At 65.1% G+C, this 12,691-nt stretch carries 12 protein-coding genes; 11 read left to right on the forward strand and 1 reads right to left on the reverse strand.

Translation table 11 applies throughout. From position 1 onward, the window contains the following. Positions 1-32 precede the first annotated feature (32 nt). Both OMP43_RS13285 and OMP43_RS13290 read left to right on the forward strand, forming a co-directional pair. A complete protein-coding gene (locus tag OMP43_RS13285; protein WP_009824027.1) occupies positions 33-605 on the forward strand; it encodes a recombinase family protein in 573 nt (190 codons plus the stop codon). Between the two features lie 289 nt (positions 606-894). Next, complete coding sequence (locus OMP43_RS13290) at positions 895-2,097, forward strand: aspartyl protease family protein (protein WP_013039112.1); 1,203 nt, start codon at positions 895-897, stop codon at positions 2,095-2,097. On the opposite strand, the gene OMP43_RS13295 is transcribed toward OMP43_RS13290, so the two are convergent. Further along, the gene (locus OMP43_RS13295) at positions 2,091-2,510 is read right to left on the reverse strand and encodes a helix-turn-helix domain-containing protein (protein ID WP_007406847.1); all 420 of its coding nucleotides are present in this window, start codon (positions 2,508-2,510) and stop codon (positions 2,091-2,093) included. The genes OMP43_RS13290 and OMP43_RS13295 overlap by 7 nt on opposite strands. A 75-nt stretch (positions 2,511-2,585) precedes the next feature. Here OMP43_RS13295 and OMP43_RS13300 point away from each other — a divergent pair, with 75 nt between their 5' ends. The 9 genes from OMP43_RS13300 (at position 2,586) to OMP43_RS13340 (ending at position 12,691) form a co-directional block, all read left to right on the forward strand. Then, positions 2,586-3,212, forward strand: coding sequence for a cation transporter (locus tag OMP43_RS13300; protein WP_004212870.1), 627 nt, complete (start codon positions 2,586-2,588; stop codon positions 3,210-3,212). Beyond that, positions 3,212-5,179 carry a cytochrome c/FTR1 family iron permease gene (locus OMP43_RS13305; protein ID WP_176599432.1) on the forward strand — a complete coding sequence of 656 codons (1,968 nt, stop codon included), beginning with the start codon at positions 3,212-3,214 and terminating at the stop codon, positions 5,177-5,179. The genes OMP43_RS13300 and OMP43_RS13305 overlap by 1 nt, the downstream gene beginning before the upstream one ends. 73 nt (positions 5,180-5,252) lie before the next feature. After that, a complete protein-coding gene (locus OMP43_RS13310; RefSeq protein ID WP_007406840.1) occupies positions 5,253-5,549 on the forward strand; it encodes a hypothetical protein in 297 nt (98 codons plus the stop codon). 60 nt (positions 5,550-5,609) lie between these two features. Next, a complete protein-coding gene (locus OMP43_RS13315) occupies positions 5,610-6,887 on the forward strand; it encodes a TolC family protein (RefSeq protein ID WP_013039111.1) in 1,278 nt (425 codons plus the stop codon). After that, entirely contained in the window at positions 6,887-8,065 is a 1,179-nt protein-coding gene (locus tag OMP43_RS13320; protein WP_070936352.1) for an efflux RND transporter periplasmic adaptor subunit, read from the forward strand. The genes OMP43_RS13315 and OMP43_RS13320 overlap by 1 nt, the downstream gene beginning before the upstream one ends. A gap of 3 nt (positions 8,066-8,068) precedes the next feature. After that, positions 8,069-11,314, forward strand: coding sequence for a CusA/CzcA family heavy metal efflux RND transporter (locus OMP43_RS13325; RefSeq protein WP_004212878.1), 3,246 nt, complete (start codon positions 8,069-8,071; stop codon positions 11,312-11,314). A 53-nt stretch (positions 11,315-11,367) separates the two neighbouring features. After that, a complete protein-coding gene (locus OMP43_RS13330) occupies positions 11,368-11,856 on the forward strand; it encodes an SRPBCC domain-containing protein (protein WP_013849881.1) in 489 nt (162 codons plus the stop codon). After that, the gene (locus OMP43_RS13335; protein ID WP_009824022.1) at positions 11,853-12,230 is read left to right on the forward strand and encodes a hypothetical protein; all 378 of its coding nucleotides are present in this window, start codon (positions 11,853-11,855) and stop codon (positions 12,228-12,230) included. Before OMP43_RS13330 ends, OMP43_RS13335 begins: the two co-directional genes overlap by 4 nt. Positions 12,231-12,277: 47 nt before the next feature. Further along, complete coding sequence (locus tag OMP43_RS13340; RefSeq protein ID WP_004212881.1) at positions 12,278-12,691, forward strand: hypothetical protein; 414 nt, start codon at positions 12,278-12,280, stop codon at positions 12,689-12,691.

Below are 12,691 nucleotides of genomic sequence, written 5' to 3' on the forward strand. Positions count from 1 at the left end.
CGCGCCCGATCGGGGCGCCACCGGCCCTACGCATGAAAATCGGTTACGCCCGCGTATCGACCGCCGAGCAGAACCTGGACCTCCAGCGTGATGCGCTGAAGGCTGCCGGCTGCGAGAAGGTCATCACCGACAAGGCCTCCGGGGCGACTGCCGCTCGCCCTGGATTGGAAAAGGTGAAGGAGCTGCTTCGCGCCGGCGACACACTGGTGGTCTGGCGCCTCGACAGGCTCGGCCGCTCGCTCCGTGATCTGATCGGATGGATGACCTACCTCGACGAGGAAAAGGTCGGGCTGCTGAGCCTGCACGAGGCGATCGACACGACCACCACGTCGGGCAAGCTTACCTTCCACCTGTTCGGGGCATTGGCGGAGTTCGAGCGCAACCTGATCCGCGAGCGGACCCAGGCCGGTCTCACCGCAGCCCGCGCTCGCGGCAAGAAGGGTGGCCGGCCGGCCGCACTCGGCAAGGACAAGCGCGACCTGCCCGTCAGGCTCTACCACGAGAACACGATGCCGATCGCCAAGATTTGCTCGATGCTCGGCATCTCCAAGCCAAAACTCTACGCCTATGTGCGATCGGCCGAGACCAAGCCGGTAGCCGCGTAGCGACGCTCGCCGACAAATAGCGCGATCAGAATGCCGCCACTTAGCGCGAGCGTTTACACCGTTCGCGGTCCCGATCGGCCCAGCGTCCCCCGGAACCGTTCGTTATCGGGAAGGCATCTAAGCGGTCTGCACCATCCTTCATCTAAAGTTCTCCAAGCGCTTCTGAGGATTTTCGGGCGCACCAAAAGCACTTGCTCCTCCAGTGGCTGGAGCATGTAACCGCAATTTGCTCTCCTGCGGACGGGGGGCTGGAGGTGGCTTTTTGACGGCCCGTGTTGAAGCAATCGGTATGTCTCGACGCTCATTAGTGGCGCGGCTGGTGGCCTGTGGAACCGGCTTGGTGCTCGGTTCTCCAACGCTCGCGCGACAGACTTCCCGGTCTGCGGGCTCGTGGAACTTCGGTGCGGCTCACCTCGAATGGGAGCCGCTGGAAGTCGGCACGGGTGATACCCTCCTTGTTTCGGCACAAGTGCGCGGAGTGCCGGTGCGGGCGGTGCTCGACAGTGGCAGCGGCGCGTCGATCATGAGCACGGCGCTCGCGGCGAAGCTCGGCTTGAACGATGGTGAGCGGCGCATGATTAGCGGGCTGAGCGCCAAGGCCCCGGTGCTGCTGGTCCGCGACATCGACGTACAGCTCGCCCGCGAAACCCGTCGCTTACCCTTTGCCGTCGTTGGTGATCTGAGTTCAGTGTCGGCGGCCTTCGGACGACCGATCGATATCCTCCTCGGTGCCGATATGTTCACGGGTAGCTGCATCGCGCTCGATTTCGCGAAAAGGCGTATGGCGGTCGTCAAGTCAGGCACGTTTCTCGCCGGTCCCGACTGGCGCGCTGTCGCGCTCGGGCGCGGTGCCAAGCAGGAGCTGTTCATTCGAGCTTCCGTCTCGGGTTTGCCTCCCGTGCCCTTGATGATCGATCTTGGCAGCTCGGCCGCGCTGATGCTCTCGTCGGCCTATGCCCGCGATCAAGGGCTGTTGAACGGGAAGCTCGTCTCGACCGCGGCGATCGGCGGCGTCGATGGTGTGCGTATCAACGATGCTTTCACGATCCAGAACATCAACATCGAAGGGCTTGGCGTCTCGAACGTCCCCACACTCGGGATGAGAGCTTGGCTCTCCACCAGCACGGTTGGCAATGTCGGCCTACCGCTGATCGCTCAATTCGACGTGGTGTTCGACGTGACCGCCGGATTCGTGTGGCTCCGGCCACTCGGTCCTCGTCGTCGCCTGCCGATGCTGAAGGACCGTAGCGGCCTTGGCCTCGCAGCCTCACCAACGGCGCTCACCGTTGTTCATGTGGCGGCGAACAGTCCCGCGGAAAAGGCTGGCTGGGCGGTCGGCGACCGGATCGTGGCGGTGAACGGCCATTCGATCGATGCGAACTATACGCGTGGGGAGCTCTGGCAAGTGCGCTCCCGGCCTGCTGGCACCCTCGTAAAGCTGACGATGGCCTCGGGTGATGTGCGCGAGCTCAGGCTGGCCGATTATTATTGATCGGCTTGAGGGTGGCCTTTGCCGATCGCCTTCATGATCCGACAATCGGCCATGCGCGCCTTGGTGCAGCTCTGGCTGAGCATTGCCAACTCATCCCGCAACACCGCGAGTTGCGCCAGTCTCTCCTCCACATCCTTGAGGTGCTGAGCAGCGATAGCTGAGGCGGCACCACAATCCTGGTCCGGGTTCTGCGCCAGCCCCATCAACGAACGGATCTCGTCGACGGAGAAGCCAAGCCGGCGACCGTTGCGGATGAAGTGCAAACGCTCAATGTCACTGGCATCGTAGGTTCTGCGACCCGACGCCGTGCGAGGGGCGGATCGGAGCAACCCGATCGACTCATAAAAGCGGATCGTCGTCACCTTCGTCGAGGTCTCGCTGGCGAGCTGCCCAATCATCACCGGCTTCATCATGCCATCCTTGCTTATGCGAACGTGTCGCACATTTCGCTTGCTTCTACAGCGACTGGAGGTGGTAAGGAAGGCCGCATGAATGCTTCTACCGAAAGCTGCGGGTGCCACGGGGAGCCCGCGCGCGCGCAAACCGATCCGGCCTATCGCCGTGCGCTGCTGACCGTCGTGGTGCTCAACCTCGGCTTCGGAGTCGCCGAGCTGTTCGGCGGGTTCATCGCCGATAGCCAAGCGCTGAAAGCGGATTCCCTCGATTTTCTCGGGGACGGGTCGATCAGCCTTATCGGTCTTCTCGCGCTTGCCTGGTCCGCACGGGCGAGGGCAAAGGTCGCGCTGACGCAGGGGTTGTTTCTCGGTGCGCTTGGCGTGGGCGTAATCGGTTTCGCGATTTGGCGCGCCCTGAACGCAACCGCGCCCGATGCCGAACTGATGGGCACAATCGGCGTTGTCGCGCTCGCGATCAATGTCGTGTCCGCCTTGGTGCTTGCGCGTTTCCGGGAAGGGGACGCCAATGTTCGCGCGATCTGGCTGTTCAGCCGCAACGACGCGCTCGCCAACGTGGCGGTGATCGCCGCAGCCGGTCTGGTGGCGTGGACAGGAAGCGCCTGGCCGGACCTCGCCGTCGCCGGCCTCATCGCCCTCCTGTTCCTCCACTCCGCTTATGAAATCGTCACTGGCGCTCGGCGCGAATTGGGAGAGCGGTAGTGCGTCTGCTCGCGTTGATCCGGGCAATGCTCTCGTTGCGGCTGCTCTCCGCGCTCGCGGCGCTGCTGATCCCTGCTGCGGCAATCGCCGAACCCGGCGACGTGCAAACCGCATGGCGGCTGCTCGACTATATGGCCGTCGATTATGGCGGCGCGGTCGCCAACGGTCGGATCAAGAGCACGTCGGAATATGCCGAGATGACGGAGTTCGCCGCGTCGGTCTCGACACGGCTTCAGGGCCTGCCGGCGAAGCCGGAGCGTCAAGCCCTCATCCAGCGGGCTGCCAACCTCCAGGCGGTGATCGCGGAAAAGGGACCGACTGAACAGGTGGCAACATTGGCGCACGGGCTCGCGGCCGATCTGTTGCGCGCCTACCCGGTGCCGCTCGCGCCCGATAAGGCTCCGAACCTCGTCTCCAGCGATGCACTGTTCCGACAATCCTGCGCGTCCTGCCACGGGATGACGGGCAACGGCCGTGGCCCTGACGCCGCCAAGCTCGCTACGCCCCCGATTGCTTTCACCGATGCCGAGCGCGCGCGCCAGCGCAGCGTGTTCGCGCTCTATCAGGTGGTGACGCAAGGCATCGACGGGACCGCGATGCAGAGCTTCGCCGATCTGCCCAACGATCAGCGCTGGGCGTTAGCATTCCGAGCCGGGAGCTTCGCCTTCACGGATGCGCAGGCGCGCGAAGGCGAGCGGCTTTGGAAATCCGACCCGACCCTTCGCCGGCGCATTCCGGACCTGAAAACCCTGGTCGCGCTCACCCCGGCCGCGCTCGGCGCGGCGATCGGCGACGCCAAGGCTGACCCAGTGCTCGCGTTCCTGCGTCGTCATCCCGAACAGGTGATACAACAGGCTCCCGGCTCGCTCGCGGTCGCCCGCGCCAAACTCGCCGAAAGCGTGGCGGCTGCGCGGCGCGGCGATGCGCGCATGGCGAAAGAGCTGGCGCTGTCGGCCTATCTCGATGGGTTCGAGCCGATCGAGCCAACACTCACCGCGCGCGACGCGACGCTGATGGGTCGAATCGAGGGCGCGATGGGGGAGTTCCGCGCCTCGATCGACCGGGGCGCGTCGCCCGATGATCTCGCGGAGAAGGTCGCAGTACTGGGCGGCCTTTTCGACGATGCGGAAGCGGCGCTCGCGCCTGATGCCGCCACCGAAGCGTCCACGTTCCTGGGCGCGTTCACGATCCTGCTGCGTGAAGGGCTCGAAGCCCTGCTCATCGTTGTCGCCATGATCGCGTTCCTGCGTAAAGCCGAGCGCGGCGAGGCGCTGCGGTACGTGCATGGCGGCTGGGTCAGCGCGATCATCGCGGGCGGGATCACCTGGGCGGTCGCCACCTATGCGATCGGGATCAGCGGTGCGAGCCGGGAGCTGACGGAAGGGTTTGGCTCGCTGTTCGCCGCGGTCGTGCTGCTCTCGGTCGGGATTTGGATGCACGGCAAGGCGCAGGCCGATCAGTGGCAGCGCTATATTCGCGAGAAGATGTCGCGGGCGCTCTCGGGCGGGTCGGGCTGGTTCCTGTTCGGGCTGGCGTTCGTCGTAGTTTATCGCGAGGTCTTCGAGACGATCCTGTTCTATGCCGCGCTTTCGGCGCAAGGTGACAACGGGATGCTTCTCGCGGGGGCCGGGTCGGCGATTGGACTGCTCAGCCTGATCGCTTGGGCCATGCTTCGCTACAGTCGCAAGCTGCCGATCGCGCAGTTCTTCCGCTATAGCTCCTGGCTCATGGCGGTCCTGACCGTCGTGCTGGCGGGTAAAGGCGTCGCCGGGCTCCAGGAAGCCGGCCTTATCAACATCGCACCGCTCGCGGACGTGCCACGGCTGTCGATGCTCGGCGTGTTTCCCACTTGGCAATCGGTGCTGGCGCAACTCCTGATGGCGGTCGCCATTGCGGTCGGGTTCGCCTGGAACGGGCGCGACCGATCCCGCTCGGGTTCCGGCTCAGTGACCCTTGGTTCGAATTAGTGCAATGACATGAAAACCCTTCCGTGATAGAGGCAAGCTAGTGCGAGCCTTTTTGCCTTTCCTGACATGCCTGATGCTGGTCCTGACCAGCTTCTCCGGCATGGCCCATGCCGCCGATCTGGCGGGGGGAAGCATCGCGGGCGTTGAGTTCACGGTCCATACCGCCGGTGACATCGATCAGGTGCCATCGGACTCGGACAAGAATGTCCCGCATCATCACAATTATTGTCACGGACACGACGTCGGCGCGCCTGCGCGCACGACGATGGAATATACCCCCGTCCTCACAGTGCCCAAGCCGACAATCTCCGCCTCTGCGTCGCTCGACGGCCGCACCGGCATGGTCCATTTGAGGCCCCCCCAAGCCTGACGTCCGATTTGGGCGTGCGTTGGCGCGCCCCTGTCGATCATCGTCAGGAGTCCTATTTTCATGAATCGTATCCTCGCGGCCATGCTGGCCGCAGCGTCTTGCGCCACGATGGCGCAGGCGCAGGTCGGACCGTCCGCGCCTGTTGCGCAGGATGCGCCGGTCTACACGCTTGACCAAGCGGTCAGTGCAGCGGGCGGTTCGGCCCCTGCTGCGGAAGCGGCGACAGCTGGAATCGACGCGGCCCGTGCAGGTCGCACAGTCGCCGGCTTGCGGCCCAATCCGGTGGTTCAAGGCCAAGTCGAGAATGTCATCGGCTCCGGGCCGTATCGGGGGGTCCGCAGCGCGGAAACCACGGTCGGCTTTGCGATCCCGATCGAGCTAGGCGGCAAGCGCGGCGCCCGCGTCGCGGTCGCCAATGCGCAATTGTCCCGGGCCGAGATCCAGGCCGCGATCATCGCGGCGGATGTCCGGCTTCAGGTAACGCAGCTCTATGTCGAAGCGGTCGCGGCCGATCGCCGGGTAATGACAGCCCGCGATCAGGCCCGGATCGCCAGCGATGCGCTGCGGGCCGCGAGCGTTCGCGTGCAGGCAGGGCGGGCATCGCCACTCGAGCAACAGCGCGCGGATGTCGCGCGTATCAATGCCGACGCCAATGTGGAGCGGCAGCTTCGCTTGGCCGAGGCGGCCCGCGCCAATCTGGCGCGTCGGATCGGACGGCCGATCGACGGCCTGCTCGATGACACGCTGCTCGATCGCCTTCCCGATGTGAACGTCTATGGGCCGTTGGCACCGGTCAACACGACCGGCACACTCGCGCTGGCGGCAGCCAACGCGGATTTCTCCATTGCCGAAGCCGGCGTGCGGCTCGCGCGCGCCAATCGCGTGCCTGACCTGAACGTCGGGCCGTCGATCCGCCGCCTGGAAGCGACCAACGACATGGCGGCGGTGTTCAGCGTGTCGATCCCGATCCCGGTGTTCAACAATGGTCGCGCCGCGATTGCGCAGGCGACCGCGCAGCGGACCCAGGCGGATGCGCAGCGCCGCGTGACCGCGCTCGACATCGAACAGGCGATCACGGACGCGCAGGCGCAGGCGGCCAATGCCGCAACGACGGCTCGTGCGGCGTCGGGGCCGGCGCTGGCGGCTGCACAGGAGGCCGCCCGCATCGCGCGGATCGGCTATCGCGAGGGCAAGTTCGGCCAGCTCGAATTGCTCGATGCTGAACGCACGCTCGCCGAAACGCGGGTCGCCGCGATCGACGCGCTTGCCAATTACCAGAATGCCCGCGCGCAAGTGGAGCGACTGACCGCTCGTGCGCCCAATGGGGGGAATCAGTGATGAAGAGCTTTTATCTCGCGGGCGCGGCGTCGCTCGCCCTGCTCTTGGCTGCCTGCGGCGGCAAGGATGGCGGAAACGAGGCAACTGCCGAAGGCGCAGCTGCCAATGAGACGGCAGCGGGCATGGAAAAGGGCGGTGCTGAAGGCGGTCATGCCGGTGAAGGCGTCGTCACATTGGGTGCCGACCAGATCGCCACAGCGGGCGTCCAGGTCGGACGGCCGATCATCGGCGGGGCCGGGACGATCGAGCTGCCCGCGATCATCGAGGGCGACCCACAGGGAACGCAGGTCGTCTCGGCCGCAATTGCGGGACGCGTGGTCGCGCTCACCCGTAACCTCGGCCAATCGGTCGGACGCGGCCAGACCATTGCGGTCATCGAAAGCCGCGAGGCGGCGCAGATCAAGGGCGAGGTCGAGGCGGCGCGGGCGCGGCTTCAGCTCGCTAATTCGAACCTCGCGCGCGAACAGCGGCTGTTCGCGCAGAGAGTCTCCCCTGAACAGGATCTGATCGCCGCCCGCACAGCGGCGACGGAGGCGCGGATCGCCCTGACGCAGGCGCAGAGCATGGTTTCGGCGGCGGGTGTCGGCGGCGGCGGGCTCAACCGGCTCGGCATTGCCGCGCCGATCTCGGGCCAGATCATTGCGCGCCCCGTGACGCTGGGACAAACGGTCGCGGCGGATGCCGAACTCTATCGCATCGCCAACCTGAGCCAGGTGTCGATCGCGCTTAATCTCAAGCCCGAGGATGCGGGCCGGGTGCGTCCCGGCAATACGGTGCTGGTGAAGGCGGCAGGCCGTCAGGCGACCGCCCGCGTGACCTTCGTGTCGCCGGCGCTTGATCCGCAGACGCGGCTCGTGCCTGCGCTCGCCACCCTCGACAATCGCGGTGGCGAATGGCGGGTCGGCGAGCCTGTGACGGCAGCCGTGCAGCTCACGGGCAGCGGCGGGAGCGGGGCGGTCCGCGTGCCGACGACGGCGGTCCAGAGTTTCGAGGGCAAGTCGGTCGTGTTCGTGCGCACGCCCACCGGCTTCAAGGCGACCCCGGTCCAGCTCGGCGATGCGTCGGGCGACACGGTGATCGTCCGGTCGGGCCTGACCGGCAACGAACAGATCGCCACCACCGGAAGTTTCACGCTCAAGGCCGAGATCGGCAAGGGCGAAGCGAGCCACGAGGATTAAGCCATGATCGCCCGTATCGTAACCTGGGCGGTCGAGAAGCGCTGGCTAGTCCTGCTCCTCACCGTCATCGTCGCCGCCATCGGCGCCTTTTCCCTCTACCGGCTACCGATCGACGCGGTGCCGGACATCACCAACAATCAGGTCCAGATCAACGTCCGCGCGCCTGCCCTCTCGCCCGAGCTGGTCGAGAAGCAGGTGTCGTTTCCAATCGAAACCGCGCTCGCCGGCACCCCCGGCCTGGAATATACGCGCTCGTTGAGCCGCAACGGCTTCGCGCAGATCACGGCGGTCTTTTCGGACGCGACGGACATCTATTTCGCCCGCCAGCAGGTGGGCGAGCGTCTGCGGGGCGTGCAAGAGAATCTGCCCGACGGCGTGAACCCTGAAATGGGTCCGATCGCGACAGGCCTGGGCGAGGTGTACATGTACACCGTTCGTCTCGATCATCGCGAGGACGACAAGCACAAGCCCGGTGAACCGGGCCAACAGCCCGATGGCAGCTACATCACGCCAGAGGGCGAGCGACTGACGACCGAAGAGGACAAGGCGACCTACCTGCGCACCGCGCAGGACTGGATCGTGACGCCGCTTCTGAAGACCACACCGGGCCTCGCCGGTGTCGACTCGATTGGCGGTTACGCCAAGCAGTTCCTCGTCGTGCCCGACGTGCAGAAGCTGGCCTCGCTCGGCATCACGCTGACGGACCTGGGAAATGCGCTGGAGCGCAATAACACCAGCGTCGGCGGTGGCTTCGTCAATCGCAATGGCGAAGGTCTGGCTGTTCGCTCGGATGCGCTCGTTCGCAATGCCAGCGAGTTGGCCAGGACCGTGATCGCGACACGTAACGGCGTGCCGATCACGGTCGAACAAGTTGCGACTGTGAAGACGGGTCAGGCGATCCGCATGGGTTCGGCATCGGAGAACGGTACCGAAGTCGTCGTCGGCACGGCGATCATGCGGATCGGCGAGAACAGCCGCATCGTGTCGACCGCGGTCGCTGAGAAACTGAAGACGATCAACGCTTCGCTGCCTCCTGACGTCGTAATTCAGCCGGTGCTGAACCGCACCGAGCTGGTCAATTCGACGATCAAGACGGTCGCGAAAAACCTGTCCGAAGGCGCGGTGCTGGTCATCGTCGTGCTCTTCCTGCTGCTCGGCAACTTCCGTGCGGCCCTGATCGCGGCGTTGGTCATCCCGATCACCATGATGCTGACAGGCTTTGGTATGCTGCGCGCTGGGGTCTCGGCCAATCTGATGAGCCTTGGGGCTTTGGACTTCGGTCTGATCGTCGACGGCGCCGTCATCATTGTCGAAAACGCGCTGCGCCGGCTTGCCGAGCAACAGCATCATGAAGGCCGATTGCTCAGCGTCAAGGAACGGCTCGCGACCGTGGCAGCCGCTGCGCGTGAGATGATCCGTCCCTCTGTGTACGGGCAGGCAATCATCATCCTCGTCTACGTACCGCTGCTCACGCTGACCGGCGTGGAGGGTAAAACGTTCGGACCGATGGCGCTGACCGTCATCATCGCGCTCGCCTTCGCCTTCATCCTCTCTCTCACCTTCGTGCCGGCGATGATTGCGATCTGGCTGTCGAAGAAGGTCGAGGAGAAGGACGGCCGCATCATCACGTGGCTGAAGAAGCGCTACGAACCCGGTCTCGACCGGGCCATGAAGCGCCCGACGCTGACGATCGGTGCGGGTGTGGGAAGCCTTGTGGTGGCGGCGCTTGCTTTCACTACGCTCGGCTCGGTGTTCCTGCCGCAGCTCGACGAAGGCGATTTGCTGATCCAGTCGCTCCGCATTCCGGCAACGTCGGTCCAGCAGAGCCAGGCGATGCAGGTGCCGATCGAGCGGATGATGTCGAAGCAGCCGGAGGTGCAATTCGTCTATTCCAAGACGGGCACCGCCGAGCTGGCGGCCGACCCGATGCCGCCGAACGCGACCGACATGTTCGTCATCCTGAAGCCGCGCAAGGATTGGCCGGATCCTGAGCTTCCCAAGGAGGAGCTGGTCAGCCGGATCGAGGGTAATCTCGCGAAGATTCCGGGAAATGCCTACGAGATCACCCAGCCCATCCAGATGCGCTTCAACGAGCTGATCGCCGGCGTGCGCGGCGACATCGCGGTGAAGGTGTTCGGGGACGACTTCAACCAGATGAACCGGACGGCCGAGCAAATCGCGGCGGTGCTGCGCAGAACGCAAGGCGCAGCGGACGTGAAGGTGGAGCAGACGACCGGTCTTCCCATGCTCGACATTCGCGTCAACCGCGACGCGATGGCGCGGTTGGGCGTTACGGCTCAGGATGTGCAGGACACCGTGACTGCGACGATCGGCGGGCGAACATCGGGCCAGATCTTCGAGGGCGACCGTCGCTTCCCCGTGGTGATCCGCCTGTCGGAGGCGCAGCGTGCCGACATCGGCCTGCTCCAACAGGTGCAGGTGCCGGTGGCAGGCGGCGGCTATGTACCGCTGTCCAGCGTCGCCGAGATCAAGGTGGTCGATGGTCCGAACCAGATCAGCCGCGAGAACGGCAAGCGGCGCGTGGTGGTGCAAGCCAACGTGCGTGGCCGCGACGTCGGATCCGTCGTGGCGGATGCGCAGGCGGCGATCGGCAGCCAACTCCGGCTGCCTGCCGGCACCTATCTCGAATGGGGCGGCCAGTTCGAGAACCTCCAATCGGCAAGCGAACGGCTGAAGCTGGTCATTCCGGCTTGCTTCATCTTGATCCTGCTGCTCCTCTACGGGGCGTTGGGATCGGTCCGCGACGCCGCGATCGTGTTCACCGGCGTGCCTTTCGCGCTGGTGGGCGGCGTCCTGTTGCTGTTCCTGCGGGGCATGGACTTCTCGATCTCGGCGGCAGTGGGCTTCATCGCCCTCTCGGGCATCGCGGTCCTCAACGGCCTCGTCATGGTCAGCTCGATCCAAGATCTGATCCGATCAGGGATGAGCCGCGAGGAAGCCGCGCATGTTGGCGCGATGCAGCGTCTGCGACCCGTCATCATGACCGCGCTAGTCGCCAGCCTCGGCTTCGTGCCGATGGCGCTGGGCGAAGGCGCCGGCGCAGAGGTTCAAAAGCCTTTGGCGACGGTCGTCATCGGCGGTCTGATCTCGGCGACGCTTCTTACGCTGTTCGTGCTGCCGACACTCTATGCCCGGTTCGGGCAGAAAGTGATCGAGAAACCCGAGCACTACAATGAGGAGCATGAAGGGGACGACCACGGTCAGACCTTCGTGAACAACTTGGCCTGATGGATGGGCGGGGCGATCCGCGATCGCCCCGCCCATCTCTGGGAGATGGGGATATGCCTCGCACCATAACCAGCTCGATGCTTCACGGCGGGCCACTGCGCATCTGGTCGGCACTCACCGATCCGGATCATCGCCGGGCGTGGAGTCCGCTCGTATTTCTCGATGATCCGTCCCGGCTCGGCGACACAGAATGCACCTTTGCGATCCAGGGCATCACCCGGCCAATTCGGACGCCAGCACGGATTGATCGATTCGATAAACCGCACGCCTTCGCTTGGTCCTGCGGCATCCCCTATCTGTTCACGCTCGAAGAGCGGTACGAGCTGGCGGGGGACGATGGCGGCACCAGGCTAACGCATAGCTGCACGCTGCGCGGGGCGCTCTCCCTGCCGTTCGCGGCGATGATGTTGCGCCGCCTGCGATCCCTGATGGTCGAATCTGACGATCGCCTCGCAACCTATCTCCGCTGGCGGGTAGGTCAGCCTGCCCGGGCTATCAATCGTCAGCGCGTCCCCTTCCGCTGCAGGAGGAAGGCGCGATGATGATGCACTGTAAGCGGGTGCTGCCCGCCGTCATCCTCGTTGTCGGGCTCGCGGCGTGCTCGGAAAGAAAGCCGCCAGCCCCGCCAACGGAGCAGCAGATCCATTCGTCCGACAGCGCCGTGGCGACCGGGGAAATGGGGCGGCATAGATATCGCTGTTCCGACGGGGAACCGCTGTTCGTCGATTACAAGGACAACGGCCTGCAGATCGATTTGCGGCGCTCCAACGGGGGACCGCCGATGATGCTGACCGCGCCAGCGCAGGGCCTGCAATATGTCGGCGAAACAGCCACCGCGACCTTCAAGGGGTCGCAGCTCACCATCGTGGAAGGCGATGGCCGTACCCGGATCTGCGAGCAGGAAGGCACGCGATGAACTGCCCTGCCTTCGAACGCCACAGGGCGCTTCGTCGGAAGAGACCGATGTCTGACACGTCGATTTCAAATGTGACAACCTTGTGCGGCCTGAATCGGGCCGGTCTGGCGATCGCGCGCCTCGGCGTCGTTCTCGTCTCCGGGGCGGTTATAGGGGCGTGTAATCCAGCGCCGACCCAGCCTACCGAGCCGGCGCATGAAAAGCATCTGACGTCGAAACTAATCGCGCAGCGCATCATGTACTGCGACGACGGCACACGCGCCGATGTCGACTTCATCGATGACGGCTTGAAAATGGCCGTCACCTGGCTGCCGAAGGGCAGGACCGAGATCCTGCGCGCGCAGCGAACCGGTGACGAGTTTCGCGGCGACCATTCGCGGGCTGTCGTGGCGGGCGGATCGATCGCGTTCACGCGACGCGGGAAGATCCGCGTCTGCCACCGAACCCCGGAGGAGTCCTAG

It is taken from the genome of Sphingomonas sp. CBMAI 2297 (assembly GCF_029870595.1).
Classification (GTDB): domain Bacteria; phylum Pseudomonadota; class Alphaproteobacteria; order Sphingomonadales; family Sphingomonadaceae; genus Sphingomonas.

What these genes read in the sequence shown, in the direction of transcription:
- OMP43_RS13285 (WP_009824027.1), top strand. Translation starts at nt 33, where the DNA reads ATGAAAATCGGTTACGCCCGCGTATCGACCGCCGAGCAGAACCTGGAC.
- OMP43_RS13290 (WP_013039112.1), top strand. Translation starts at nt 895, where the DNA reads ATGTCTCGACGCTCATTAGTGGCGCGGCTGGTGGCCTGTGGAACCGGC.
- OMP43_RS13295 (WP_007406847.1), bottom strand. Translation starts at nt 2,510, where the DNA reads ATGATGAAGCCGGTGATGATTGGGCAGCTCGCCAGCGAGACCTCGACG.
- OMP43_RS13300 (WP_004212870.1), top strand. Translation starts at nt 2,586, where the DNA reads ATGAATGCTTCTACCGAAAGCTGCGGGTGCCACGGGGAGCCCGCGCGC.
- OMP43_RS13310 (WP_007406840.1), top strand. Translation starts at nt 5,253, where the DNA reads ATGCTGGTCCTGACCAGCTTCTCCGGCATGGCCCATGCCGCCGATCTG.
- OMP43_RS13315 (WP_013039111.1), top strand. Translation starts at nt 5,610, where the DNA reads ATGAATCGTATCCTCGCGGCCATGCTGGCCGCAGCGTCTTGCGCCACG.
- OMP43_RS13320 (WP_070936352.1), top strand. Translation starts at nt 6,887, where the DNA reads ATGAAGAGCTTTTATCTCGCGGGCGCGGCGTCGCTCGCCCTGCTCTTG.
- OMP43_RS13325 (WP_004212878.1), top strand. Translation starts at nt 8,069, where the DNA reads ATGATCGCCCGTATCGTAACCTGGGCGGTCGAGAAGCGCTGGCTAGTC.
- OMP43_RS13330 (WP_013849881.1), top strand. Translation starts at nt 11,368, where the DNA reads ATGCCTCGCACCATAACCAGCTCGATGCTTCACGGCGGGCCACTGCGC.
- OMP43_RS13335 (WP_009824022.1), top strand. Translation starts at nt 11,853, where the DNA reads ATGATGATGCACTGTAAGCGGGTGCTGCCCGCCGTCATCCTCGTTGTC.
- OMP43_RS13340 (WP_004212881.1), top strand. Translation starts at nt 12,278, where the DNA reads ATGTCTGACACGTCGATTTCAAATGTGACAACCTTGTGCGGCCTGAAT.